This window comes from Paraburkholderia sp. MPAMCS5 (assembly GCF_036016995.1).
In the GTDB taxonomy this organism is placed as follows: Bacteria; Pseudomonadota; Gammaproteobacteria; order Burkholderiales; family Burkholderiaceae; genus Paraburkholderia.
In genome coordinates this window covers 178,878-203,470 of record NZ_JAYXBK010000001.1, presented here as the reverse complement: position 1 = coordinate 203,470, position 24,593 = coordinate 178,878, and the positions used below count along the sequence as shown (strand labels likewise).

The 24,593-nt window shown below is 64.3% G+C and carries 22 protein-coding genes; 10 read left to right on the top strand and 12 right to left on the bottom strand.

Annotated elements, in window-relative coordinates:
* Positions 1 to 5 precede the first annotated feature (5 nt).
* Together glnP and glnQ are read left to right on the top strand one after the other, a co-directional pair.
* Positions 6 to 662, top strand: a complete 657-nt coding sequence (gene glnP, locus VOM14_RS00970; protein ID WP_327626792.1) for a glutamine ABC transporter permease GlnP — start codon at positions 6 to 8, stop codon at positions 660 to 662.
* Entirely contained in the window at positions 659 to 1,387 is a 729-nt protein-coding gene (glnQ, locus tag VOM14_RS00965) for a glutamine ABC transporter ATP-binding protein GlnQ (protein WP_327626791.1), read from the top strand. Before glnP ends, glnQ begins: the two co-directional genes overlap by 4 nt.
* 84 nt (positions 1,388 to 1,471) lie before the next feature.
* Here glnQ and VOM14_RS00960 read toward each other — a convergent pair whose 3' ends face one another.
* From VOM14_RS00960 to VOM14_RS00930, 7 genes are all read right to left on the bottom strand, one after another.
* Entirely contained in the window at positions 1,472 to 1,915 is a 444-nt protein-coding gene (locus tag VOM14_RS00960) for a hypothetical protein (RefSeq protein ID WP_327626790.1), read from the bottom strand.
* 140 nt (positions 1,916 to 2,055) lie between these two features.
* Complete coding sequence (locus VOM14_RS00955) at positions 2,056 to 3,744, bottom strand: purple acid phosphatase family protein (protein ID WP_327626789.1); 1,689 nt, start codon at positions 3,742 to 3,744, stop codon at positions 2,056 to 2,058.
* An 88-nt stretch (positions 3,745 to 3,832) separates the two neighbouring features.
* Positions 3,833 to 4,252, bottom strand: coding sequence for a hypothetical protein (locus VOM14_RS00950; RefSeq protein ID WP_327626788.1), 420 nt, complete (start codon positions 4,250 to 4,252; stop codon positions 3,833 to 3,835).
* 100 nt (positions 4,253 to 4,352) lie between these two features.
* Positions 4,353 to 6,287 carry a putative bifunctional diguanylate cyclase/phosphodiesterase gene (locus tag VOM14_RS00945; protein ID WP_327626787.1) on the bottom strand — a complete coding sequence of 645 codons (1,935 nt, stop codon included), beginning with the start codon at positions 6,285 to 6,287 and terminating at the stop codon, positions 4,353 to 4,355.
* A 206-nt stretch (positions 6,288 to 6,493) separates the two neighbouring features.
* Complete coding sequence (locus tag VOM14_RS00940) at positions 6,494 to 7,003, bottom strand: DUF1697 domain-containing protein (RefSeq protein WP_327626786.1); 510 nt, start codon at positions 7,001 to 7,003, stop codon at positions 6,494 to 6,496.
* 43 nt (positions 7,004 to 7,046) lie between these two features.
* Entirely contained in the window at positions 7,047 to 7,826 is a 780-nt protein-coding gene (locus VOM14_RS00935) for a DUF2182 domain-containing protein (RefSeq protein WP_327626785.1), read from the bottom strand.
* A gap of 122 nt (positions 7,827 to 7,948) precedes the next feature.
* Entirely contained in the window at positions 7,949 to 8,716 is a 768-nt protein-coding gene (locus VOM14_RS00930) for a DUF899 domain-containing protein (protein WP_327626784.1), read from the bottom strand.
* A 129-nt stretch (positions 8,717 to 8,845) separates the two neighbouring features.
* On the opposite strand from VOM14_RS00930, the gene VOM14_RS00925 reads away from it, so the two are divergent.
* Positions 8,846 to 10,066: a helix-turn-helix domain-containing protein gene (locus VOM14_RS00925; protein ID WP_327627390.1), complete on the top strand. Its 1,221-nt coding sequence runs from the start codon at positions 8,846 to 8,848 to the stop codon at positions 10,064 to 10,066.
* 9 nt (positions 10,067 to 10,075) lie between these two features.
* Positions 10,076 to 10,741 (top strand): glutamine cyclotransferase, encoded by a 666-nt coding sequence (locus VOM14_RS00920; RefSeq protein WP_327626783.1) that lies wholly within the window; start codon positions 10,076 to 10,078, stop codon positions 10,739 to 10,741.
* Between the two features lie 120 nt (positions 10,742 to 10,861).
* Here VOM14_RS00920 and VOM14_RS00915 read toward each other — a convergent pair whose 3' ends face one another.
* The 3 genes from VOM14_RS00915 to VOM14_RS00905 all read right to left on the bottom strand — a co-directional run bounded on the left by VOM14_RS00915 (position 10,862) and on the right by VOM14_RS00905 (position 14,750).
* A complete protein-coding gene (locus VOM14_RS00915; protein WP_327626782.1) occupies positions 10,862 to 11,764 on the bottom strand; it encodes a DMT family transporter in 903 nt (300 codons plus the stop codon).
* A 124-nt stretch (positions 11,765 to 11,888) separates the two neighbouring features.
* The gene (locus VOM14_RS00910) at positions 11,889 to 13,259 is read right to left on the bottom strand and encodes an MFS transporter (protein ID WP_327626781.1); all 1,371 of its coding nucleotides are present in this window, start codon (positions 13,257 to 13,259) and stop codon (positions 11,889 to 11,891) included.
* A gap of 99 nt (positions 13,260 to 13,358) precedes the next feature.
* A complete protein-coding gene (locus tag VOM14_RS00905; protein WP_442955512.1) occupies positions 13,359 to 14,750 on the bottom strand; it encodes an MFS transporter in 1,392 nt (463 codons plus the stop codon).
* Positions 14,751 to 14,973: 223 nt separating this feature from the next.
* Here VOM14_RS00905 and VOM14_RS00900 point away from each other — a divergent pair, with 223 nt between their 5' ends.
* On the top strand, positions 14,974 to 16,017 hold the full coding sequence (locus VOM14_RS00900) for a LacI family DNA-binding transcriptional regulator (RefSeq protein WP_327626779.1): 1,044 nt from the start codon (positions 14,974 to 14,976) through the stop codon (positions 16,015 to 16,017).
* A gap of 25 nt (positions 16,018 to 16,042) precedes the next feature.
* Here VOM14_RS00900 and VOM14_RS00895 read toward each other — a convergent pair whose 3' ends face one another.
* Positions 16,043 to 17,092, bottom strand: a complete 1,050-nt coding sequence (locus VOM14_RS00895; protein ID WP_327626778.1) for a LacI family DNA-binding transcriptional regulator — start codon at positions 17,090 to 17,092, stop codon at positions 16,043 to 16,045.
* Between the two features lie 187 nt (positions 17,093 to 17,279).
* Here VOM14_RS00895 and VOM14_RS00890 point away from each other — a divergent pair, with 187 nt between their 5' ends.
* Entirely contained in the window at positions 17,280 to 18,581 is a 1,302-nt protein-coding gene (locus VOM14_RS00890; protein ID WP_327627389.1) for an MFS transporter, read from the top strand.
* 39 nt (positions 18,582 to 18,620) lie between these two features.
* The gene (locus tag VOM14_RS00885) at positions 18,621 to 19,784 is read left to right on the top strand and encodes an L-talarate/galactarate dehydratase (RefSeq protein WP_327626777.1); all 1,164 of its coding nucleotides are present in this window, start codon (positions 18,621 to 18,623) and stop codon (positions 19,782 to 19,784) included.
* 117 nt (positions 19,785 to 19,901) lie between these two features.
* On the opposite strand, the gene VOM14_RS00880 is transcribed toward VOM14_RS00885, so the two are convergent.
* Entirely contained in the window at positions 19,902 to 20,783 is an 882-nt protein-coding gene (locus tag VOM14_RS00880) for a LysR family transcriptional regulator (RefSeq protein ID WP_327626776.1), read from the bottom strand.
* A gap of 161 nt (positions 20,784 to 20,944) precedes the next feature.
* Here VOM14_RS00880 and VOM14_RS00875 point away from each other — a divergent pair, with 161 nt between their 5' ends.
* Genes VOM14_RS00875 through VOM14_RS00865 form a run of 3 tightly spaced genes read left to right on the top strand, consistent with a single transcriptional unit; the run spans position 20,945 to position 24,590 of the window.
* Positions 20,945 to 21,967 carry an ABC transporter ATP-binding protein gene (locus tag VOM14_RS00875; RefSeq protein WP_327626775.1) on the top strand — a complete coding sequence of 341 codons (1,023 nt, stop codon included), beginning with the start codon at positions 20,945 to 20,947 and terminating at the stop codon, positions 21,965 to 21,967.
* Complete coding sequence (locus VOM14_RS00870; protein WP_327626774.1) at positions 21,964 to 23,058, top strand: ABC transporter ATP-binding protein; 1,095 nt, start codon at positions 21,964 to 21,966, stop codon at positions 23,056 to 23,058. Before VOM14_RS00875 ends, VOM14_RS00870 begins: the two co-directional genes overlap by 4 nt.
* 35 nt (positions 23,059 to 23,093) lie before the next feature.
* A complete protein-coding gene (locus VOM14_RS00865; RefSeq protein ID WP_327626773.1) occupies positions 23,094 to 24,590 on the top strand; it encodes an ABC transporter substrate-binding protein in 1,497 nt (498 codons plus the stop codon).
* The last annotated feature ends 3 nt before the right edge of the window (positions 24,591 to 24,593 follow it).

Below are 24,593 nucleotides of genomic sequence, written 5' to 3'. Positions count from 1 at the left end.
GGTTCGTGGAATTCGATTGGACAGTTATCTGGACTGCGCTTCCAGACCTGATAACCGGCGTGAAGCTGACTATTTTCATCGCCTTCGTGGGACTGGTCGGCGGGTTTATCGTCGGCGTGGTGGCCGGCATGTGCCGCGCGTATGGTCCGCTTGTGCTGAATGTGATCGCGCAGGTCTACGTGGAGCTGATTCGCGGCACGCCCATCGTGGTTCAGGTGATGTTTCTCTACTTCGCGCTGCCCTTGCTCGCGCATTTGCGAATCGACGGACTGACGGCCGCGATCATCGCCATCACGGTGAATTCGGGCGCCTATCTCGCCGAAGTAGTGCGCGGCGCCTTGCTGTCGATCCCCAAGGGCTTGATGGAAGCTGGCCTTGCCATGGGACTCTCGACGCCGCGCGTGCTGATGAAAATCATCGGCCCGCTCGCGTTTCGCCGGTTGATTCCGCCATTGGGCAATCAATGCATCGTCAGTCTGAAAGACACGTCGCTGTTTATCGTGATCGGCGTCGGGGAACTGACGCGCAAAGGTCAGGAAATCATCGCCGGGAATTTTCGCGCGGTGGAAATCTGGTCCGCCGTCGCGGTCATTTATCTGATATTGACCGGCGTGATGACACTGTCGCTGCGTCTCGTTGAAAGAAGGATGCGAATTCTATGAGCATGGTCGAATTTCACGGCGTCTCCAAGAGCTTTGGCCATTTGCCGGTGCTCAAAGACATCAATCTTCGTATCGAGAGTTCGGAAGTCGTGGTGGTGGTCGGGCCGTCGGGCTCGGGCAAGTCGACCATGCTTCGCTGCATCAACGCGCTCGAAAAAATCAGCGGCGGCGAACTGCTCGTGGACGGCCTGAGCGTGAAGGGCAATGCGTCCGACATCCGCGCCATTCGCCTGGAAGCGGGCATGGTGTTTCAGCAGTTCAACCTGTTCCCGCAGATGACCGCGCTGGAAAACGTGATGTTCGGCCCGATTCAGGTGCGCGGCGCATCGCGTGCGCAAGCGCGCGATCAGGCGATGGCGCTGCTCGACAAGGTCGGGCTCGAATCGCGCGCGAATCACTATCCGTCCGAGTTGTCCGGCGGCCAGCAGCAGCGCGTGGCGATTGCACGCGCATTGGCCATCAGGCCGAAGCTGATGCTCTTCGACGAGCCGACTTCAGCGCTCGATCCGGAGCTTCGTCATGAAGTGCTAAAGGTGATGCAGGATCTCGCGACAGAGGGCATGACGATGATCGTCGTCACGCACGAGATTGGTTTTGCGAAACGCGTGGGGACGCGCCTGTTGTTCATGGACAACGGCGGCATCGCGCAAGACGGCGAGCCGGGCGCGCTGATCGACAACCCGCCCACGCCGCGTTTGAAGGACTTTCTGAAGCACGTCAGTTAAAAAAACCGCGTGTCGATTGCCCGGAGAGAGCGCCGCTCGTACGGCGCACTCCCGGCCTTCGCGGGCTGCAACGCGGCGCGCGACTCAATCGTCGTAGCGGCGATGCTTGTGGTGGTGCCGGCCCGAACGATAACCGCGCGAGTAGTCGTCCGCGTAGGAGTTCGAGCGCGAGATATTGCCGCCGAGCGCCGAGCCCGCGCCGCCGCCCAGCGCCGCGCCGACGAGGCCGCCGCCGCGGCCGCCCATCGCATTGCCGGCCGCCGTGCCCGCGCCGCCGCCCAGTGCGCCGCCGATAATCGCGCCCGTGCGCTCGCGACGGTTCGACGTCACCGCGCCGCCCGCGCCACCGCCCACCGCGCCGCCGATCACAGCACCCGTGCTGCCGCCGACCGCGCCGCCAACCGCCGCGCCTGCCACGCCGCCAAGCGCGCCGCCGAGCGCGTTGTTCAAATCGCCGGCCATCGCCGACACCGACGCCGCGCTCGTGAGCGCTGCAATAGCCACAATCTGAAGGATTTTTCTGGACATAAAGGTCGCTGGTTTTTATGAGACGGCGCCGAGTATAACCGGCCAGATGAAAGGCCTCTGTAACGGCCGCGCCACGTACCGGTAAGACGTGTAACAAATATGCGGCGCCGTCATTTTTACCTTGTGCTGCCCCACGCGCTTTAACGCCCGCGCTTCTTTTTCAACTCGATCGTTTCGAACAGTTCGTAGTTCATGGTCGGCGTCTGATCCGCGCCCGGCGCATGGTAGTAGTTCATCGTGATCGTGGTCTCGCCGCCGGGGTGTCCCGGATCGTGATCGAACACGGCGATGCCGTAACCGGTGCCCGTGTCGCGTTGCGCCGACCAGATCGCGTCTTCCACGGCATCGGCGCTCGCGCGCACGAAGGTGCCCGCCGTCGTGCCCGGCACCGGGCGGTTAGGCCGCGTGAAGATGCGCGCTTGCGGCAGTCCGGTGCCGGCATCGACGCCATACACGTCGAGCGGCGCGCTCGTGCCGCCGCCGCCGAGAATCAGGTGGATCGTGCCGTGGCTCGTGTCGAACGTCGACGCGCCCGCCGAAATCGCGGACATGACCGGCTTCGGCTGCAAGGTATCCACGGGATGACCCGTCGCGATGTCGGTGCCCTTGTTGTGATTGCAGCCGCGCACGGGGTAGCTGCGCTCGTAGTCGTGATCGTGGCCGCACAGCACGAGGTCCACACCATAGCGGTCGAACAGCGGCAGCCAGGCTTCGCGGATGCCTTTGTCCGAACCGTTGCCGGTCTTCGACGAACTCAGCGCGTCCTGATGCATCTGCACGACGATCCAGTCGATGTCGTCGTCTTCGGCCGCGTGGCGCAGCGTCTTTTCGAGCCAGCGCGTTTGCTCGCCGCCGCTGTAGCCGCGCACATAGAGCGACGTGCCCGGCTGGATCGGCGGATTGCCCGTGCTCGCGGCCGGCACGAGCGGATTCGGGCCGGCGACGAACGCGGCGGCATCCTGATAGACGACGTCGTCGGCATCGAGCGAAACGAACAGCACCGAACTCACGCGGAAGCTGTACCAGCGCCCCTGAAAACGCGTGTGATTCTCCGGCAGCGTGTAGCGCGACAGATACGACGCGAGCCCTTGCTCGCCGTTATGGAATTCCAGCTCGTGATTGCCGGGACACGGCATCCACGGACGATTCGCCGCCGAGGTCTGGCAGTTGTTGCCGAAGTCCCGCCACACTTCCGGCTGCTGCGTCGGGTTCAGATTGGCGTAGCACAGATCGCCGTTGAGCAAGTGGAACAGCGGTTGAAAGCGCTCGACGGCCTGCACCGCGAAGCGGCTTTGCGGCGACGACAGCATCCAGCCCGTATTCGGCGTGGCGAGGTCGCCGTAGCTCGTCCAGCGAAACGGCGCACGGCCTCGCGGCGCCGTGCGAAAACCGCCGCTGAAGGGCTGCGCCGCGTTGCTGTCGTTATCGGCGGTGACTTCGTATGCGTAGTTCGTGTCCGGCTTGAGATCGCGCAGACGCGCGTGATAGTTGAACACGACCTCGCCGTTCAGGCCGTCGGTGTAGGTGGTCTGCACGCCGTGCGCGATCCGTTTGGCGTCGCCCACGCGGCCGATGCGCAAGTGCGGCTTCGTGGCGGCCGCGAGCGATGCCCATGACACCGTGACCTCGCTCGATGGATCGTTGCCCCAGGTCAGATGGACCTGCTCGGGCGTGCCGTCGGGCGTACTGCCCGCGGCGCGCGCCGCCGACAACGTGCTCGCGGCGGTCGCGAGACTCGATGCGCCCGCGAACTTCAGAAACCCGCGACGCGAAACGATGGAAGCGCCCTGATCGGCTGGCGAAGCCTTAGCGTTTTTTGTGTTCGACATGTCTGTGTTTGTGAGTAGGAGGACTGGCGGCTTTTGACCCGTGATCCTAGTCGCGAAACAGTGACAGTTGAATGAAAACGGCGACTGGCTAACGCTTTGGCGGCTGCGGACTATTCGCGGGATTCGTGTCGAATTTCGAAACGCGCTCAATGCCGCTATCGCCGGCTATTCCGATTAGTTCGGTCTCCATGACATCGGCGATGTGCCGGTCGTAGATCTGATCGCCTCGCACATAGACCGTGAACCATTGCAGGTACTTTGCCTGCTTTTCCGGGTTGTCGAGCGTGTCGCGCGTCCATTGATAAAGCGGATAGTTTTGCGTGCCGAGGCGCTCGGCTTCGCGCACATAGTCCGCGAAAGCGTCGTACTGACAGTTCACGGTCGCGTCATGCCGACGCAGAATGTCCCGCAGCGCGGGCAGCGCCGCGCCGGACGAATCGGCGCGCAGCGCTTTCGCCAGTTCCAGAGAGACGCTGAGCCGCAACTGGAATTTCAACGTCGAGTCCATATGTACCTCGCTGCCGGCAATGAACGGCGAATTGGCGCGGTGAATTGGTGCGGCGCTTGAGCGCTGAAAGCCGCGAGCGCCACACCCGGCCGGAGCCGGCTCACGTCTGATTCGCGGATTGAGCGGGCAGTTTTTCGTCGATGCGCGCAATCTCGCAGCCTTTCACCGGCCTGCCGAGTAAAAAGCCCTGTGCGTGCGTGCAGCCCGAGCGCCGCACGAAATCCAGTTGCTCCTGCGTCTCGATGCCCTCCGCCGTGGTCGGCATGCCGATTTCCCGCGCCAGCGCGACGATCCCGCGCACGACCGCCGCCGATTCCCGCCGATGCACGGATTCCTTGACGAACGAGCTGTCGATTTTCAGCTTGTCGAAGGTGAAGCGCACGAGCGTCGACATGGTCGAGAAGCCGGTGCCGAAATCGTCGAGCGCGAGGCCGATGCCCAACGCGCGCAGCCGCGTGATATTGCGCCGCGTCACGACGTCGTCGTTCAGCAGCACCGTTTCGGTCACTTCGATATTGAGGCGCGCGGGCGGCAGCCGCGTCTTGCGCAGCACGCCGGCGACAATCGACGCAAACGTCTCCTCGCGCAATTGCACCGGCGACACGTTGACCGCAACCGACACCTTGTCGCGCCACATGGCCGCTTCCTTGCAGGACTGCAAAAGCGCCCACTCGCCCAACGCGAGAATGAGGCCGGTTCGTTCCGCCGTGGGAATGAACGCGGACGGCGAAAGCTCGCCGCGCGTGGGATGCGTCCAGCGAATCAGCGCTTCGCGGCCCGTCACGGCGCCGCTCGTCAGATCGACAATCGGCTGATACTCCATGCGCAATCCGCTGAACGAGCGCAGCGCGCCTTCCAGATCGCTGCGCAAGAGGCTCAGGCTTTCGTCGGAGACATGCTGCTGGGCATCGAAAATCGCGTAGGCGCTTTTTCCGCTGCGCTTGACCGCATAGAGCGCGCGGTCGGCGCAAATCAGCAATTGCGGTCCGGTCGACGCGTGCTCCGGATACAGCGCGACGCCCACACTCGCGCCGATGTGCACGAGTGCCTCGCTCGACACGAACGGCCGCGCGAGCGTTTTGACGATGCTGTCCGCGAGCAGGCGCACATCGCGAGACGGCTCGGGCGCTTCTGAAATGACCACGAATTCATCGCCGGCCAGGCGCCCGACGATGTCGGTATCGGGCAGAACTTCACGCAAACGATTCGCGGCTTCCTGGAGAATCTGATCGCCCGCCGCGTGGCCCAAACTGTCGTTGATCGCCTTGAAGCCGTCCAGGTCGATCAGCAGAACGGCGAACAGTCCGTCGCGATGCAGCGCTCCGGCGGGCGTGCGTTCCAGCAGCAATTCGTTGATGCGCGCCCGGTTCGGCAAGCCCGTGAGACTGTCGTGATGCGCGAGGCGCTGACTGTTTTCGCGCGCGAGCAGCAGCGCGACGGTATCGCGATTGCTGCGCAGCGCAACCGTCAGAAAACCGGCCGCGCAGAAGGGCGCCTGAAACAGCAGCACGAGTTTGCCGGAACCGGGCGACAACGCCGCGCCGACGCCAAGCAGCCCGAGAATGAAAATGATCTGTAGCAGCACGAGCCGCGGCGTGGCCGCATTGCGTCCCGCGAGGCCGCCGACCACACCGACCGCGCACACATTGCCCAGCAGAAAAAGCGTCGGGTCTCCGCTGATATTGCACAAGAGACTGCCGAAGCCGAACAGCGCGCTCCACAGGATGCTCGCCAGCACGAAGGCGGACGTGGGTGTGGGCAAATCGCGGTCGCTGCGCCGGCGGCACAGCCCGATCAGCCCGAGACGCACCATCAATAACGCGACGACGGCGCTCGTCCACGTTGCATATAGTAAGGTGGGGTGAAGATAGTAAGCGGTGACGCAGACGCTGATTTCGCAGATCGACGCGAACACGATTGAAGCTGTGCGCGTGAAGAGATTGGCAAGCAGTATCTGCCGGTTCTCGGCGCTCAGGTTCTGGACCGAAGAGACAATCCACGTGAAAAATGGAGACCTTGGTTCGCTAAAAGCCATGACCTACGCATTTTTAATGGTGAATGAGAAATGAAGCAGCGTATCAGCTAATTATTACGTAAACATTAGTCAAGCGGTTATTTATGCCCAGCGAGCGCTTTTCGCCGTCATTCCCGATTGTTGGGCGCATAAAAGACAAAGCGCGATTGTCTCGCGCTTCATCAAGGTTAACCCGATGCGAATGAAAAAACGCAAAGACGCGCGCTCTATTCCTTCGCCATTTCGACGAGTTTCGCCACCGTATTCATGTTGCGAGCGGTGCCGGTTTTCGCGGCGGGAATTCTGAGTTTCGAATCCGCCATTCCGTCGTTGTAGTGCACATAGATTTCGCGCGTGCCGAGCGCCATTTCTTCTTCGCGCTGGCCGCTTGCGTGAGCGAGCGCGTCGGCTGGCGGCAGTGCGTCGAGAAAAATGGCGACAGTGCGGTTTGGCGCGGCAGATTTGAACGGATTCGCCGCCAGCACGTCGGCGAGTTGCGCGCCCGTTCGCACCGCGACGCCGACCGGCTTGCCCGCATACGCTTCGAGACATTGTTCGAGCTTGTGCTTCACAGAAGCCTCGGCCAGCTTGCTGTCGAACACGACATTGCCGCTCGCGATATACGTGCGCACGTGAGTGAAACCAACGGACTCGCACATCGCGCGCAATTCGGCCATGGAAAGCTTGCCGGTGCCTCCGACATTCACGGCGCGCAAAAGAGCGATATATCGAATCATGTGTCGAGCCTGATTGAGTGGGGTTCGCTGTGCAGCAGCAGTTTCAAATGAGCGATGCGGCTCGCGCAATCATAAACAACCCCGCGCCGCCGACAACCCAGCCGATGCCTCGCGCAACGCGCTCGCCGCGCGAAGCAAAACGTTCGAGCGTCAGCGCCGCCGTGACCGCCGTCATGGCAACCAGATCCATCACTCCGGTTACGACGAGAAACGCGGTCAAGCCGGCGCAGCAGCAACTGCAATGCACGGCGAGGCGCAAGCCGTGGCGCAATGCAGCGCCAGCACTCGACGGCAATACATGGCCATGTCCGGGCGCTTGTCGGCAGCAGTCGAGATAATGCGCCTTCCACGCGGTGAACTGCAACGCGCCGGCGATCAGCACGACCACGCCTGACATCAGCGGAACGGCGCGCGCGAGCGCGGGCATCCGCATGTCGAGCGCGGCCAGCGCCGCGCTCGTTACGAAAACCGCCGCGCCCCATGCGGTCCATACCGCGAAATAGCCCAAGCCGGCCAGCAACGTGAACGACATCGCGCGCTTCCGCCCGGCACTGCCGAGCGCCTCGCGATAGCGCCACAACACGGGCGCGAGCGACGGCAGCATCATCGCGATCATCATCGCGGTCCACATGCCGACGAACGACGCCGCGACGCGCGCCCACGTCTGTCCGCACAGCGGCATCCAGATCATCGACAGGGTCCAGCCGCCGGGCATGGGCATGCCGTGCATCGTGGACATGGACGCGCACGCAGCGACGGTCGCCGCCGCGCCGCCGGCAACCAGCAAGCCGCAGACGCCGTAGAACAGCGCGCGCGAAGGCACTCGCGCGCCGCGTCCGGGTCCACGCTCACGTCCACGTCCACGTCCACGTCCACGTCCACGTCCACGTCCACGTCTCGCCGGCTCGGCGCGCGCGCTCGTGTGAGCGACATCCACGACGCGCCTCAGCCCAGCTCGTACTCGTCATGGCGACGCCACCAGACGCCCGTCTCGTTGCGCCCTTTCGGCGCGCGGTCGAGCCACTGGTACATGCCCCACAAACCGTCGAGTCCGCGCGCATAGGCGGAATACGTGTGATAGACCACGCCGTCCTCGATCACGAACGCGCTCAGTCCAGGCCGGTCGCGCGCGTACGTGGACGCGTCCGTGCCGCACGTCGCGGCGAATTGCGCGACGGGTTCCGGCGCGGGCACGGCGTCCATGGCGTGACGTCCGCGCTGATAGTTGTAGTCGACGGTGCCCTCGCGCTGCTGTTCCTCCGTGAACGAGATGTTGAAGTCGAAGTTGAAGTCGCTGCCCGCCGACGACGCCCACGGAAACGTCCAGCCCATGCGCCGCTGGTAGTCGCGCAGCTTCGCGTACGGCGCGCGCGACACCGCCGTCAGCGACACGTCGTGATGGGCGAGGTGAATGGCGAAGCCGTCGAAACCGTCCGCGATCGACGAGCACGACGGGCATCCCGCCTTGTAGTCCGGCCCGAACATGAAGTGATAGACGAGAAGCTGCGAGCGTCCCCTGAACAGATCGGCGAGCGACGCGCTGCCTTGTCCGGTCTCGAATCGGTACGACTTGTCGACGCGAACCCACGGCAATGCCTGGCGCCGCCGCGCCAGTTCGTCACCGCGTCGGGTGAATTCTTTTTCCGCGTTGAGCAGATCGAGGCGCGCGTCGAGCCATTGCTCGCGTGTACCGGTCGCATGTGTCGTGGTCATGGTTCTCTCCGTTCGGTTTCGCCCGTCGTTCGGTCGGTTTCGATACGACGGACTGGTTAGCGGTCGTGCTAGATTAGTGCCGGACTTTCCGACGGTGAGAGTGACAAGTGTGGCGCGATTTCAATGACCATGGACCCGCTTATCCACGCCGCGGCGCAGGCGCTCGCCGCCGGTGATCCGCTTGGCGCACTGAAACGCGTTGCGTTGCGCGACGACGCGCCCGCACTCGCGCTGCGCGGCATCGCCATGGCGCAGCTCGGCGATTTCATCCGTGCGAAGGCGCTCGTGCGAAGCGCGGCGCGCGCCTTCGGTGCGAAAGACGCGGTGGCCCGTGCGAGGTGTGTCGTCGCCGAGGCCGAGATCGCGCTCGCCTCGCGCGATCTGGCGTGGCCCACCAAAGCGCTCGGCGCCGCGCGCGCCACGCTCGAAGCCTTTGGCGACCGCGCCAACGCCGCGCACGCGGGCTATCTCGAGGTTCGACGGCTTCTGCTGATTGGCCTGATCGACGAAGCCGAACGCACTCTGGCCGCGCTCGATCCCGCGCCTTTGCCGCCCGCTTTGCGGGCCGCGCACGCGCTGGTCGTGGCGGCCGCCGCGTTGCGACGCCTGCAGACCGACAAGGCCCGCGATGCATTCGCCCGCGCGAAGTACGCGGCGCACGAAGCGCGCATTCCCGCGCTGATCGCCGAAGTGGAAAGCGCGTCGCATACGTTGAAGCTGCCCGCCGCGCGCCGGATCGCGAACGGCGAAGAGCGGCTGTTGCTGCTCGATGAAGTGGAAGCGCTATTGGCGTCGAAAGCGTTCGTGGTGGACGCGTGCCGCCATGTCGTCCAGCAGGCGCACACGCTTGTTCCGCTCGCGAAACGGCCGGTGTTGTTCACCCTCGCGTACAGGCTCGCGCAAGCGTGGCCCGCCGATGTGCCGCGCGACACGTTGATCGCCCACGCATTCCGCACGAGACACGCGGACGAATCGCATCGCGCGCGCTTGCGCGTCGAGATCGGACGGCTTCGCAGCTTGCTTGGCGCATTGGCCGATGTGAGCGCGACGCGGCGCGGCTTCGCGTTGGCGCCCTGCGACGCGCGCGAGGTCGTGGTGCTCGCGCGGCCTGTCGATGAAACGCACGCGGCCATGCTCGCCCTTCTCGCCGACGGCGAGTCGTGGTCGAGTTCGGCGCTCGCGCTGGCGCTCGGCGCGAGCCAGCGCACGGTGCAACGCACGCTCGATTCCCTCGCGGCAGCGGGCAAGGCGCAGTCGTTCGGCCGGGGCCGGGCGCGCCGCTGGATGGCCCCGCCCGCGTCCGGATTCGCGACAACGTTGTTACTCCCCACGCCGCTCACGCTCAATTAGGATGCCAGCATGAATCGATCAAACGCCACCATCATCCGCGAATACGGTCCCTTTCCGGGCGTCCAGCAAGTGGCCGGCGTCACGTACGACGGCCAGCAGGTCTGGATCGCAACCGGCAAGACGCTCAACGCATTCGATCCCGCGAGCGGCGAGACGCTGCACACGGTCGAGGTCGCCGCCGATGCGGGCACGGCCTTCGACGGCGAGCATATTTTTCAGATCGCCGAAGGACGTATCCAGAAGCTCGATCCCGCAACGGGCCGCGTGCTCGCCAGCATTCCCGCGCCGGGAGGCACCGGTGCTTCGGGGCTCGCGTGGGCGGAAGGTTCGCTGTGGGTCGGCGAGTATCGCGAGCGCAAGATCCATCAGGTCGATCCCGACACAGGCGCGGTGCTCGCATCGATCCAGTCGAACCGTTTCGTCACGGGCGTCACGTGGGTCGACGGAGAACTGTGGCACGGCACCTGGGAAGACGACGCGAGCGAATTGAGGCACGTCGAGCCGCATACCGGCGACGTGCTGGAGAGCCTGGACATGCCACCTGGCGTGACCGTGTCGGGACTCGAAGCGGACGGCAGCGGACAGTTTTTTTGCGGCGGGGGCAATAGCGGAAAAGTGCGCGCGGTTCGGCGTCCTCAGCGAGAAGCCGCAGACGTCAACGCGGACGTCCGGTAAGCGGCGCGCGGTTCTCGCCACGGGGCTCTCCACGCGCGACGACTCGCCACCACGCGCCACCACATGCCACCACATGCCACCACGCGACATAAAGCGCGCTGCTGCACGCCGGCTATCGCGTCACGCGAGCGGACCTTCGGGTGCTTTGCGGCGCACGGCGACCGCGATCGCGCTGGCCACGATCATCAATATTCCGGCAACCGACAGCAGCTCCAGCGTTTCGCCCCATAGCAGATAGCCGAACAATGCAGCCCAGACAATGCTCGTGTAGTTGTACGGCGCGAGCGCACCGGCATCGGCGCGACGAAAGGCAGCTGTCATCAGCACCTGGCCGGCAGTCGCGAAGACGCCGAGGGCGGCCATCACCAGCAGCGCATCCCCGGACGGCGCGCGCCAGTTGAAGAACAGCGTGCATCCCATGATGACCGCGCCCATCGCCGTGAAAAAGAGCACGGTCGTGGCGGAGTCGTCGGTCGCGCGAATGCGTTTGATCTGCACGATCGACACCGCGCCGCAGAATGCGCTGCCCATCAGGATCGCCGGACCGAGCCAGCTGGATTGCGCGCCGCCCGGCCGCACGACGAGCAGCACACCGAGAAAGCCGACGATCGCCGCGCCCGCGCCGCGCGAAGTCAAGCGCTCGTCGAGCATCAGCGGGGCGAGCAGGATGACGATCAGCGTCTCCGAATACGCCAGCGCGACCGCCTCGCTCAGCGGCACATAAGGCAAACCGGCGAAAAACAGCGCCGACGCGCCGAGCAACGCGAGCGCACGCGCTGTCTGCCCTTTGACATCGAGATTGCGCAGCCGGTCGGACAAGGGCCGGCTTCCCCGGCAACACAGCAGGAACGCCGGAACGAGGCCGAACAGCATGCGAAAAAATGTCACCTCGTTCGCCGGATATTGCAGCGAAACCGTTTTGGCCAACGCATCGACCACTGCAAAGCAGAACATCGACGCAAGAATGCTGCCGATGCTGCCAAGTGAAAGCGAACTGGCGTGAGTGGACGCGGAGGCTGGCATGTGAGAACGCTATCCGGAGCAGGACTCGCATGATCTCACAGCCGTCAGGAGCGCCGGGAGGCGCGCGAGCAGGCCACAATGGCCCGATGCGGCGCGCATGGCGCCGCATCGAATCCAACAGCGCTCACGCGTGCCGATGACCGTGTCCGCTATCGCTCATCGAGCGCGGGTCGTCGTATTCCCGCGAAATGTCCTTGTTCGTGTAGTCGCCAAGCCGGGACGCGGCGATGACGCTGAGCACCGCGCACGCGAGCACGTAGAAGGCAATGGCATAACCCGAGTGATAGTAAGCGAACAGCGCGGTCGCGATCAGCGGCGCGGGACCGCCGGCGATCACCGACGCCAGTTGATAGCCGAGCGACGCGCCGCTGTATCGCAGCCGCCCCGTGAACGATTCGGCGATCAATGCGGCTTGCGGTCCGTACATCATCGCGTGCGGCACGAGCGAGAGCACGATGGCCGCGAAAATCCACGCCGGATTGCGCGTGTCGACGAGAGCGAAATAGAGGAAGCCGAACACGCCGACCACCGCAGCGCCGATCACGTACATGCGCCGCCGTCCGATCAGATCGGACACATGCCCGAACAGCGGAATCGTGACGAATTCCAGCACGGAGGCGGCCAGCACCGCCGTCAGCAGCAGATTGCGCGACACTCCCAGGGTCGTCACGCCATACGTGAACACGAAGGCCGTGTAGATATAAAACGGCGCCTGTTCGGCCATGCGCGCGAAAGCCGACAGAAGAATGTCCTTCGGCTGACGGCGCAATACTTCCAGCATCGGCGTCTTCTCGATCCTGCGCTCCGCGAGGAGTTTGGCGAAAATCGGCGTCTCAAGAATATTCAGACGGATATACAGGCCAATCGCGACAAGCACGATGCTCAGAAAAAACGGCACCCGCCAGCCCCACGTTAAAAACGCGCTGCCGGACATCTCGCTCATGGCCAGCACCGCGAGGTTCGCGAGGAACAGGCCCGCCGGCACGCCGAACTGCGGCCACGACGCGACGAAGCCGCGGTGCGAATTGGTGCGGGCCCATTCCATCGACATCAGCACGGAGCCGCCCCACTCGCCGCCGACACCCACGCCCTGAATAAAGCGCAGCAGCGTGAGCAGCACCGCGCCCCAGATGCCGATGGACGCATAGGTCGGAACAAACGCGACGGCAAACGTAGCGAGCCCCATCAGCAGAAGCGTGACGATCAGCGTGGCCTTGCGTCCGATGCGATCGCCGTAGTGGCCGAAAATAGCCGCGCCGACCGGCCGCGCGATAAAGCCGACCGCGTAGATGAGAAAGGCCTGAAGCGTGCCGACAAGCGGATCGGATTGCGGAAAGTACAGCTTGGCGAAGACCAGCCCCGTGACGGTGCTGTAGAGGAAGAAGTCGTACCATTCGATCGTGGTGCCGACCGTGCTGGCGATGACGGCGCGGCGCAGCTGGCGCCGGGCGTCTTCGTCGGAAAGGGGCGCTGCCCCCGGTTGCATGGCAGTCATTTCGCACCCCCCAATAATAAGGGCGATGTTGTATTGACAGCTCGCGCGGGGTTGAGGTTCCGGCGCGAGGCGCGCCGGAACGGCATCGATAAAACGCGCTTACGCAGCGCTCTTCTTAAGCTCGAAACGCTCGATTTTTCCAACCACGAACAAGTAGCACACAATCGCGATCAACGCATTTGCGCTGACGAACACGAGTGCCGCCGCGAACGAACCCGTGCCCTGCACGAGATAGCCGATGACGATCGGCGTCGTGATGCCCGCCGTGTTGCCGAACGTGTTGAAAAGCGCCGCGCACAGGCCGCTCGCCTCTTTCGGCGCGGTATCGGAAACCACGGCCCAGCCGAGCGCGCCGATGCCCTTGCCGAAAAACGCCGCAGCCATGATGCCGACCACGAGCCACTGAGCCTCGACGTAATTGCACGCGATCATGCAGGTGGACAGCAGCAGGCCGACCACGATCGGCACCTTGCGCGCGGTGGACGTCGAAAAGCCATGCTTCATCAAACGGTCCGACACGACGCCGCCGAGCACGCCGCCGAGAAAGCCGGCAATCGCCGGAATCGACGCGACGAAACCCGCCTTCAGAATCGACATGTGCCGTTCCTGCACGAGGTAGATCGGAAACCACGTCAGGAAGAAATAGGTGAGCGTCGTGATGCAGTACTGTGCAATGAACACGCCGAGCATCATGCGGCTCTTCAGCAGTTGCGCGAACACTTCGCGGCCGTGCGTGCTTTTGTCCTTCGAATGCATCTGGGCCGCGCGGCGTTCTTTGGCGAGCTGCTTGTCTTCGAGGTCGATCATCGCGCCGTTATCCGCGATGAAGCGCACTTCGGCGTCGTTCGCCATGGGATGCTGGCGCGGCGCGTAAATGGTCTTCAGCCACAAGACGGTGATGAGCATGCCCAGCGCGCCCATCGCGAAGAACACCGAGGGCCAGCCGTACGAGTGCGTGAGCCAGCCCATGATCGGCGAGAACAGCACGGCGGCGAAATACTGCGCCGAGTTGAAGATGGCCGACGCCGTGCCGCGCTCGGCCGTCGGGAACCACGTGGCGGTCAGGCGCGCATTGCCCGGAAACGCCGGCGCTTCCGCCGCGCCGACGAAAAAGCGCATCACAAAGAGCGTCGTCACGGCCATGCCGACGGGCAGCGCGGCCACGAAGCCCTCGACTGCGGTGAGAATCGACCAGAAGAAAATGCTGCACGCGTACACGCGTTTGGTGCCGAAGCGATCGAGCAGCCAGCCGCCCGGAATCTGCGCGATCACGTACGCCCATGCGAACGACGAAAAGATGTAGCCCATCTCGACCGGCGAAATGTGCATCGCCTTTTGAATCGCGGAACCGGTGATCGAAATCGTCGCGCGGTCGGCATAGTTGACGGTCGTGACGAGGAACAGCATGAAAACGATCAGGAAGCGCGCCCTGCTGCGTCCGGCGTAAGCCCCAGCCTGGCTGGATGAAGACGCCGCGCCATGGCTCGCCATGTCCGCTTGAATAACTGGGTCGGTCGCCCGCTGCATGCCTTTTTCCATCGTGATCCTCTCACAGGTTGTGTGATGTCGCTCTACAGCATAGGATATGTTAGCGCAAACATTCCTAAAATACGGGTTTTCCCCGCGAAATGTTATACGACGTCTCATGTCATGACGTGAGCAAACGGTTGCGCTGAACGTGTGTCGGTAAAATGGCCACTACAAGGGAGCACACATGGACACTACCGACGAACTCGACGCGGGCCCAGATTCGGATCAAACCGGAGCGGCCGTCACGCTGGAGGACGTCGCGCGCGTGGCGGGCGTCACGGCCATGACCGTGTCGCGGGCGATGAACCGGCCGGAACTCGTCCGCGAAGAGACCCGGCGGCGCGTGCTCGACGCGGTCGAGGCCACCGGCTACGTGCCGAACCTGCTGGCCGGCGCGCTCGCGAGCAACAAGAGCCGTCTCGTGGCGCTGCTTCTGCCGACCATCGCCACCTCCATCTTCACGGACATGGTGCAAGCCATGATGTCGACGCTGGCCGCATCCGGCTATCAGACGCTGTTGGGTCTGACGGATTACCTGCCCGAGCGCGAGGAACAGCTCGTCCAGACGCTGCTGGGCCGGCGGCCCGACGCGATCGTGCTGACGGGCACGGATCACACGGCGCTGACGCGCGAGCGCCTCGCCAGGACCAGGCTGCCGATCGTCGAGATCTGGGATCTGGCCGAACAGCCCATCGACATGCTGATCGGCTTTTCACAGGAAGCGGTGGGCAGCGCGGTTGCGCGTCATTTGCTGGAGAAAAATTTCCGGCGCTTCGGCGTGGTGTCCGCCGCCGATCCGCGAGGCTTGCGGCGCAGCCACAGTGTTATCGCCGAGTTGGCGCGGCACGGCGTGAAGCAGGTGCCGCTGGAGGTCGTGCCCGCGCCCGCCACGCCTCAAGCAGGCCGCGACGCGTTCGCGCGGATGCTGAGCGAGGGCTTGCCCGAGGTGATCGTGTGCAGCACCGACACTCTGGCGCAAGGCATTCTGGGCGAAGCCGCGAGGCGCGGGCTCGCCGTTCCGCAGCAGGTCGCCGTAATGGGCTTTGGGGATCTGATCACCGCCGCGCATGTGCATCCCGCGCTCTCGACGGTTCGCATCGACGGAGCGGCGATTGGCAAGCTCGCGGCCGAAGCGTTGCTGAGCCGCCTCACGGACAAGCCGCGCTTATCGACCGCCGCGCTGCGCATCGACACGGGTTTTTCGATTATCGATCGGGAAAGCGCTTGAGATCGGGAGAAGCGCGCTCAGCGGCTCAGGTGCTGTCGCGGTCGATAATCGCGAAGCCTGTGTCCATGCACACAGGCCGAGGCTCGCCCCCGGCGGCCGGGTCGAGCGCGAAGCGGCCGAGCAACGCCTGAGCGGCTTCCCTGCCGATCCGCGATCCGTCCACCCTGACCGTGGACAAAGCGGGATAGACATGCGCGGCGGTGCTGAGGTCGCCGAAGCCCATCACGGCGATATCCGAAGGCACTTTCATTCCACGGCTCGCGGCTTCCGCGAGCACGCCCTGCGCGAGCGTGTCCGAACTGCACACCACGATCTCCGGCGCCGACGACGCCAGCAGCCGGCTCAAGCCCTCGCGCCCCGCTTGCAGCGTCGCGGGAGCGGGCAGCACTTCGAGCGAGGTATCGGCAATGCCATGCTGAGCGAGTTCGGCCTTGACACTCGCGCAGCGGCGCAGACCGCGCGGATCGTCGACGGAAACGATCCCGAAGCGCCGATAGCCCTTGCCCACGAGATGCCGCGCGACCGCTACGCCCACCTGTTCATGCGAGAAGCCGATGATCATGTCGATTGGCTTGTCGGCGAGATCCCAGATTTCCACCACCGGAATCTTCGACTTCTGAAGGCGGTCGGTCGTGGCCTCGGTATGGCTCGTGCCCGCCAGCACAATGCCGTCCGGCCGGCGGCCCAGCAGCGCCTCGACGAGCGCTTCCTCGCTTGAGGCCGAATAGCCTGTCAATCCGAGCAGCGTCTGATAACCGGAAGACGACAGGCCGTCCATCAACGCCTGCACGGTGTCGGAGAAAATGGAATTGGCCATGGTGGGAAGCAGGATCGCCACGAGCCGGCTCTTGCTGCTCGCCAGACCGCCCGCCAGCATGTTCGGCACGTAGCCGGTGACGCGAACGGCTTCCAGCACTTTGCGCTGCGTCTCGCTGCGCACCAGTTCCGGCCGGTTCAAGGCCCGCGACACCGTCATGGGCGCGACGCCGGCGACCCGCGCCACGTCGATCAGCGTGACGCTCTCAGCCGCGCCGGAAAGGGACGGCGCGCGCTGCCGCTCGTACTTCTTGACCATCTTCAGCGTCTCCCAGAAAAGCCCGCGTCTCAGTGTAAACGACGATGATTGCGCAATCAATCGGGCTTGAATGATTGCGCAATCATTGTATGATCCAAACGGCTCGCACACGACAACAACAGGAGGCAAGGTGGCAACAGGAGCGATTCGCACAAAGCGGACGAACGTCCGCTGGTTCATCCTCGCGATGGTTTTCATCGTCACGGTATTCAACTACGTGGACCGGGCGACGCTGTCCATCGCGGCGCCGAGCATGCGGCACGAACTCGGTTTCGACGCGCTGACCATGGGCATCGCGTTCTCGGCGTTCGGCTGGGCCTACACGGCCATGCAGATTCCCGGCGGCCTGATCCTCGACCGCCTCGGCGCGCGCCTCGTCCTCGGACTAAGCCTCCTCGCCTGGTCCGTGCTGACGTTTCTGCAAGGGTATGTGCATTTCTTCACCTCGGCGTTCGTCGCGCTATTCGCGCTGCGCTTTCTGATGGGCATCGCCGAATCGCCCGCCTTTCCCTGCAACAGCCGGCTCACCGTGATGTGGTTTCCCAGCGCCGAGCGCGGGCTCGCCACGTCGATCTTCCAGTCGGCCCAATACTTCGCGCTCGCCGTCTTCACGCCGGTGATGACCTTCACGGTCAGCAAATGGGGCTGGCATTACGTGTTCTTCTCGACGGGCGCGGTCGGCGTGCTGCTCGGCCTGTGGTGGCTGAAATCCGTGCGCGAACCGCAGCGCGATCATCGCGTGAACGCTGCGGAACTGGACTACATCGCCGCCGGCGGCGGCCTGCCGACCATGGGCGACGGGCCTCAGCGCTTCAGCTGGCGGCAGGTCAGCGCGATTGCGGCGAACCGCATGATGATCGGCATTTACATCGGGCAATTCTGTCTGACGTCGATTACCTGGTTCTTCCTCACCTGGTTCCCGACTTATCTGATCGAGGCGAAACACATGTCGATCCTGAAGGTCGGCCTGGTCGCCTCGCTGCCCGCGATTGCCGGCTGTCTCGGCGGATTGATCGGCGGGCTGTGGTCCGACTGGATGATCAAGCGCGGCTTCAGCCTGAGCGCCGCGAGAAAGACGCCGATCATTTGCGGCCTTGTTCTGTCGAGCACCATCGTCGTGGCGAACTACGTGCAGTCCACGGCCGTCGTGATCCTCGTGATGTCGATCGCGTTCTTCGCGAAGGGCGTGGGCAATCTCGGCTGGTGCATCGTGGGCGACGTCTCGCCGAAAAACGCCATGGGCATCAGCGGCGGCATGTTCAATTTCTGCGGCAATCTCGCGAGCATCGCGACGCCGCTTGCGATCGGCTGGATGATCAAGCGCACCGGCTCATTCGAAGTCGCGCTCACCTACGTCGCGACACTCGCGCTGATCGGCGCGTTCTCGTACCTCGTGATTGTCGGCAAGCTCAAGCGCCTCGATCCGGACGAGCCGCTCGCAGCCCAAGACGACGCCGCGCCCATTGCCTTGCAAGCCCGCCGCGGCTGATCGCATCGAACTTCATTCGCTTCAACAAGGACCGCTTTCATGAATGCTCTGAACTCCCTTTCTTCCACCGCCGCCTCGAACGACACGATCAAATGGGTGCGTGTGGCATCCACGTTTTTGCCGCTCGCCAATCCCATCAGCGACGCGAAAGTGCTGACGGGACGGCAAAAGCCCATGACCGAAATCGCGATTCTGTTCGTCGAGATCGAAACCGCCGACGGTCATCGCGGACTCGGCTTCAGCTACTCGAAGCGCGCGGGCGGCCCCGGCCAGTTCGCGCATGCGAAGGAAATCGCGCCGGTTCTGATCGGCGAAGATCCGAGCGACATTGCCCGCCTGTGGGACAAGCTCGCGTGGGCGGGCGCGTCGGTGGGCCGCAGCGGCATGGCGGTTCAGGCAATCGGCGCATTCGACGTCGCGCTGTGGGATCTGAAGGCGAAGCGCGCCAACCTGTCGCTCGCGAAGCTGCTCGGCGCGCATCGCGATTCGGTGCGCTGCTACAACACCTCGGGCGGCTTCCTGCACACGCCGCTCGAACAACTGCTGACGAACACCGACGCGTCTCGCGAGAAAGGCATCGGCGGCATCAAGCTGAAGGTCGGGCAACCCGATTGCGCGCTCGACATTCACCGCGTGCAAACGGTCCGCAAGCATCTCGGCGACGCATTCCCGCTGATGGTCGACGCCAACCAGCAATGGGACCGGCCGACCGCCCAGCGCATGTGCCGCACGTTCGAGCAGTTCAATCTGATCTGGATCGAGGAGCCGCTCGACTGCTACGACGCCGAGGGACACGCGGCGCTCGCCGCGCAGTTCGACACGCCAATTGCGACCGGCGAAATGCTCACGAGCGTCTCCGAACATTGGGAGTTCATCCGCCTGCGCGGCGCGGATTACCTGATGCCGGATGCGCCTCGCGTGGGCGGCATCACGCCGTTCCTCAAGGTCGCGGCGCTGGCCGATCACGCCGGCCTGATGCTCGCGCCGCACTTCGCGATGGAGCTTCATGTGCATCTGGCCGCGTGCTACCCGCGCGAGCCGTGGGTCGAACACTTCGAGTGGCTCGAACCGCTCTTCAACGAAAGACTGGAGACGCGCGACGGCCGCATGATCGTGCCGACGCGCCCAGGACTCGGGCTGACGCTCAGCGACCGCGTGGCGGCATGGACCGCGCAGGAAGTGGAGTTCGGCAGCCGCGCATGACGCGGCCGGCGTGACGGCGATGAGCGCTTAGCTTGCCTTGAAAGTGCCGGAGCCGGGCTTCGCAAGGAGCCCGGCAAATCGCGAATGCCCGCGACCTTCAAGGCCCATCAAGGCCCATCAAAGCCCATTCCCAGGCGTAGCCTGAAACGTCTCGACGATCTCGCGCATCAGCGCCTTACGATCATCGGAAGCGCGCTGCACCATGCCCACCGTCCGCAGCGTCGGCGGATTCGCGATCGGAATGGCGCGCAATAACGGATCGCTCTGCCAGTTCCCGCCATTGAGCAGCGGCAGCACGGCCACCCCAACCTTGGCGCGCACCAGCGCAACGATCGTCTCGATCGAATTGAGTTCGAGATATTCGTTCACCGACAATCCCGCGTTCTGCAACGCCTGCTCGACCACGCGCCCCGTGCGCACGCGCCGGTCGAACCGCAAAAAACCCTGCGTGCGCAAGATGCGCTGCGGATCGTTATCGACGATTTCGCGGCTCGTCAGCAACATCATCGGCTCGGTATAGAGCGTGGTCCATTTGAGCGTGTCGGGCAGCGTCTCGTCCGCGCGCGCGACCACGGCGGCCACGTCGACTTCGCCGGTCTCCACCATGTTGGCCAGCTCATCCGAGCGCGCCGACAGCAGGCGCACATCGAGCCGCGGATGCGCCGCCTTCAGCCGCGCCACCACCAGCGAAAGCGCGCCGATCACCGACACCACCGCGCCGATCGACACCGGCCCTTCCATTGCATCCGGCGGCCTTGCCTCAAGCTCGGCCAGCAAGTCGAGAATCTGCTCGATCTTCGGCCAGATCGTGTGGCCATGCTGCGTCAACGTGATCTGCCGGCCGCGCCGGTCGAACAACTGACGGCCCAGCGCTTCTTCGAGCCCGCGCATTTGCAGACTCACGGCGGCCTGCGTCAACGCGACCTTGTCGGCGGCGGCGGAGAACGATCCCGTGCGCGCCACGGCCCGGAACGTCTTCAGCATGCGTAACGTGGGCATGGTGTGTCCTGTGCAATTTCATCTGGACCGGCATCGTTGATCCATGAGAAAAACTTAAGTGTGGAAAAGAAATATTAATATTTTTTGTACAGACGCGGCCAGATAATCAATTTCATAACGACTCGGAGAGGACGGACGCCCCCAATGCGGAGATCCCAAGCATGACCGCTGCTGAACGCCGCCCCGTCCTCGATGTACGGAATTTCTCCCTGAAATTTTCAAGCTCGCCGGAGGTTCCGAACGTCGTCGATAACGTCTCTTTTCCGGTTCATGCGGGCGAAACGCTGTGCATGGTCGGCGAGTCCGGATGCGGCAAGAGCGTGACCTCGCTCGCGCTGATGGGGCTGCTCGCGAGTCCGCCCGCAAGACGTGTTTCGGGCACTGCGCATTTCGAAGATCAGGACCTGTTCGCGCTGTCCGAGCGCGAACTGACCGACATTCGCGGCAACCGCATGTCGATGATTTTCCAGGAGCCGATGACCTCACTGAATCCTGCGTATACGGTCGGCGAGCAGATCGGCGAAAGCATCCGGCGGCATCGCGGTCTCACGCGCGCAAAGGCGCGCGAAGAGGCGCTCAAGATGCTGCGCCTCGTTCATATTCCGGCACCCGAAACGCGGCTCGACGCCTACCCTCACCAGCTTTCCGGCGGCATGCGCCAGCGCGTGATGATCGCGATGGCGCTCGCCAACAGCCCGCGTCTGCTGATCGCCGACGAACCCACAACGGCGCTCGACGTGACCATCCAGGCGCAAGTGCTGTCACTGGTGCGCACGCTTCAGGCAGAAACGGGCACCGCGATGCTGCTGATCACGCACGATCTCGGCGTCGTTGCCGAAGTCGCGGATCACGTCGCGGTCATGTACGCGGGCAGGATCGTCGAATACGGCACGGTTGCCGATCTGTTCGACGACCCGCAGCATCCCTACACGATCGGGCTGATGGGCGCGATTCCCTCGGTCGGCAAGCGCGAAGGCGCGCTCGCCACCATCCGCGGCTCGGTGCCCTCGCCCGAGCAGATGCCGCGCGGCTGCCGCTTCGCGCCGCGTTGCCCGTTCGCCGAGCCGCGCTGTGTCGAGGCCGCGCCGCCGGAGCGGACGCTGTCCGGCGAGCATCGCGTGGCGTGCTGGCTCGCGCCCGTCGAGCAACTCGTGGAGCCCGCGCGGCAGAAGGCACTGACATGAACGCATTCGACCCGAAGCCGGCCATCCTCGAAGCCCGCGCGCTGACCCGGCGCTTTGGCGGCGAGCGGCATATGTTCACGCGCACGCCGACCGTGCACGCCGTCAACGAGGTCTCGTTCGCGGTGCGCACGGGCGAGACGTTTGCAATCGTCGGCGAGTCGGGCTGCGGCAAGTCCACGCTCGGGCGTCTGCTGCTGCGCCTGATCGACGCGAGCGAAGGAAGTGTGCGGTATCAGGGCGAAGACATCACGCGCTGGCAAGGCGCGAAACTGCGGCGGCTGCGCCGCGAGATGCAGATCATTTTCCAGGACCCGTTCGCCTCGCTGAATCCAGGCATGACGGTCGGACAGATCATCGGCGAGCCGGTGGCGTTTCACGGGCTCGCGCTCAATGCCGCCGCGCGCCGGGAGCGGGTCGCGCAGCTGCTGTCCAAGGTCGGATTGCAACCCGCCTACGCCGAGCGTTATCCGCATGAGTTCTCGGGCGGGCAGCGGCAACGCATCGGCATTGCGCGGGCGCTGGCGGGCGAGCCGAAGCTGATAGTCGGCGATGAACCCGTCTCCGCGCTCGATGTCTCCGTGCAGGCGCAAGTGATCAATCTGCTCGAATCGCTGAAGGCGGAACTCGGCCTCACGCTCATCATGGTCGCGCACGATCTCGCGGTGATCCGTCATATGAGCGACCGCGTCGCCGTGATGTATCTCGGCGAAATCGTGGAACTCGCGCCCGTCGACGATCTGTTCGACGCGCCGCTGCATCCGTACACGCAAGCGCTGCTGCGCGCAATTCCCGCCGGCAGCCCGCACGAGCGGCGCACGAAGCCCGCGCTGCACGGCGATCTGCCGAGCCCGACTGCGCCGCCGTCCGGCTGCCGCTTTCACACACGCTGCCCGCATGCGAAGCCGCGTTGTTCGCAAGACCGGCCGATAGCGGAAATGTTGCCGGAGGGCCGGCAAGTCGCTTGCCATTTCTGGCGTGAGGTGCAAAACGCGGGCGGCGGCGCGCCGCTCGTGGCAAGCGTGAGCACGAAGTTGAACGAACGCCTTGCCATCTACCGCGACAAGCAGGCCGCGCTGAGCGCAGAGCGCTAACCATTCGAACCGCAACGAAAACAAGGACACCACGCATGCGAAGAATCCTGATTGCCGCCGCGCTCGCGATGAGCGCTTCTGCCGCGATGGCCCAGTCCACCATCCGCATCGGTTTGCAGGACGATATCGGCTCGCTCGACCCCGCGCGCAGCGTGCAGTTCGTCGACCGGATCGTGTTCGCATCGCTGTGCAATTCGCTCGTCGATGTCGGGCCGGATCTGAAGATCATGCCGATGCTCGCAACCTCGTGGACCACCAGCGCGGACGGCAAGACGCTGACCTTCAAACTGCGCCAGGGCGTGAAGTTCCAGAACGACGAGCCGTTCAATGCCGCTGCCGTGAAAGCGAATCTCGACCGCTACCGCAGCCTGCCGACCAGCAACCGCAAGAGCGAGCTGTCGTCGGTGGATCACGTCGACGTGGTGGACGACTACACCGTGAAGATCGTCACGAAACAAGCCGACGCCGCGCTGCTCGCAACGCTCTCCGACCGCGCTGGCATGATGCTCGCGCCGAAAACGCTCGCCGACGCAGCGGGCGTCGCGTCGCATCCCGTGTGCTCGGGACCGTACAAGTTCGTGCAGCGCGTGCAGAACGACCGCGTCGTGCTGGAGAAATTCGCGGGCTATTGGGACGCCGACAAGTATCCGATCCAGCGGGTCGTCTTCCAGCCGATTCCCGACAGCACCGTGCGTCTCGCGAATCTGCGTTCGGGTTCGCTCGACATGCTCGAACGTCTCGCGCCTTCCGACGTTGCTTCGGTGAAGAACGACGCGAATCTGCAATTCAAGCCGGTGACGGGCCTCGGCTTTTACTACGTGACGTTCAATATCAACAATGGTCCGCGCGGCAACAATCCGCTGAAAGATAAACGCGTGCGCCAGGCCTTCGAACTGTCGATCGATCGTGACGCGATCGACCAGGTGATCGGCGGGGGCATCTTCACGCCGGCGAATCAGGGCATTCCGAAGTCGAGTTCCTATTACAACGCGTCGCTGCCTACAACAAAGCGCGACGTGGCGAAGGCGAAAGCGCTGCTCAAGGCGGCGGGCCAGGAGCATCCGACAATCGAGTTCGCGTATCCGAACAACACCGTGGCGAGCCAGATCACGCAGATGCTCCAGGCGATGCTCGGCGAAGCAGGCATCACGCTGAAGCTGCGCCCCAGCGATTACGCGACGGAACTGAACGCGGGCCACAGCGGCGATTTCGAAGCGATGTACACGGGCTGGTCGGGCCGTGTCGATCCGGACGGCAACCTGCATCAGTTCAACACTTGCTCGGGCAATCTGAACTACGCGCACTACTGCAATCAGCAAATCGACACGCTGCTCGACGGCGCGCGCACGAAGCTCACGGTTGCCGAGCGCAAGGCCGACTATGACGCCGCCGGCAAGATCCTGGCGGACGACGATCCCATCGTCTACATCTACGCGCAGCCGTGGCCGTTCGCGCTGTCGAAGAAGGTGCAGGGCTTCACGCCTTTCCCCGATGGCCTCGTGCGTCTGCGCGGCGTGTCGATCAAGGGCTGACCG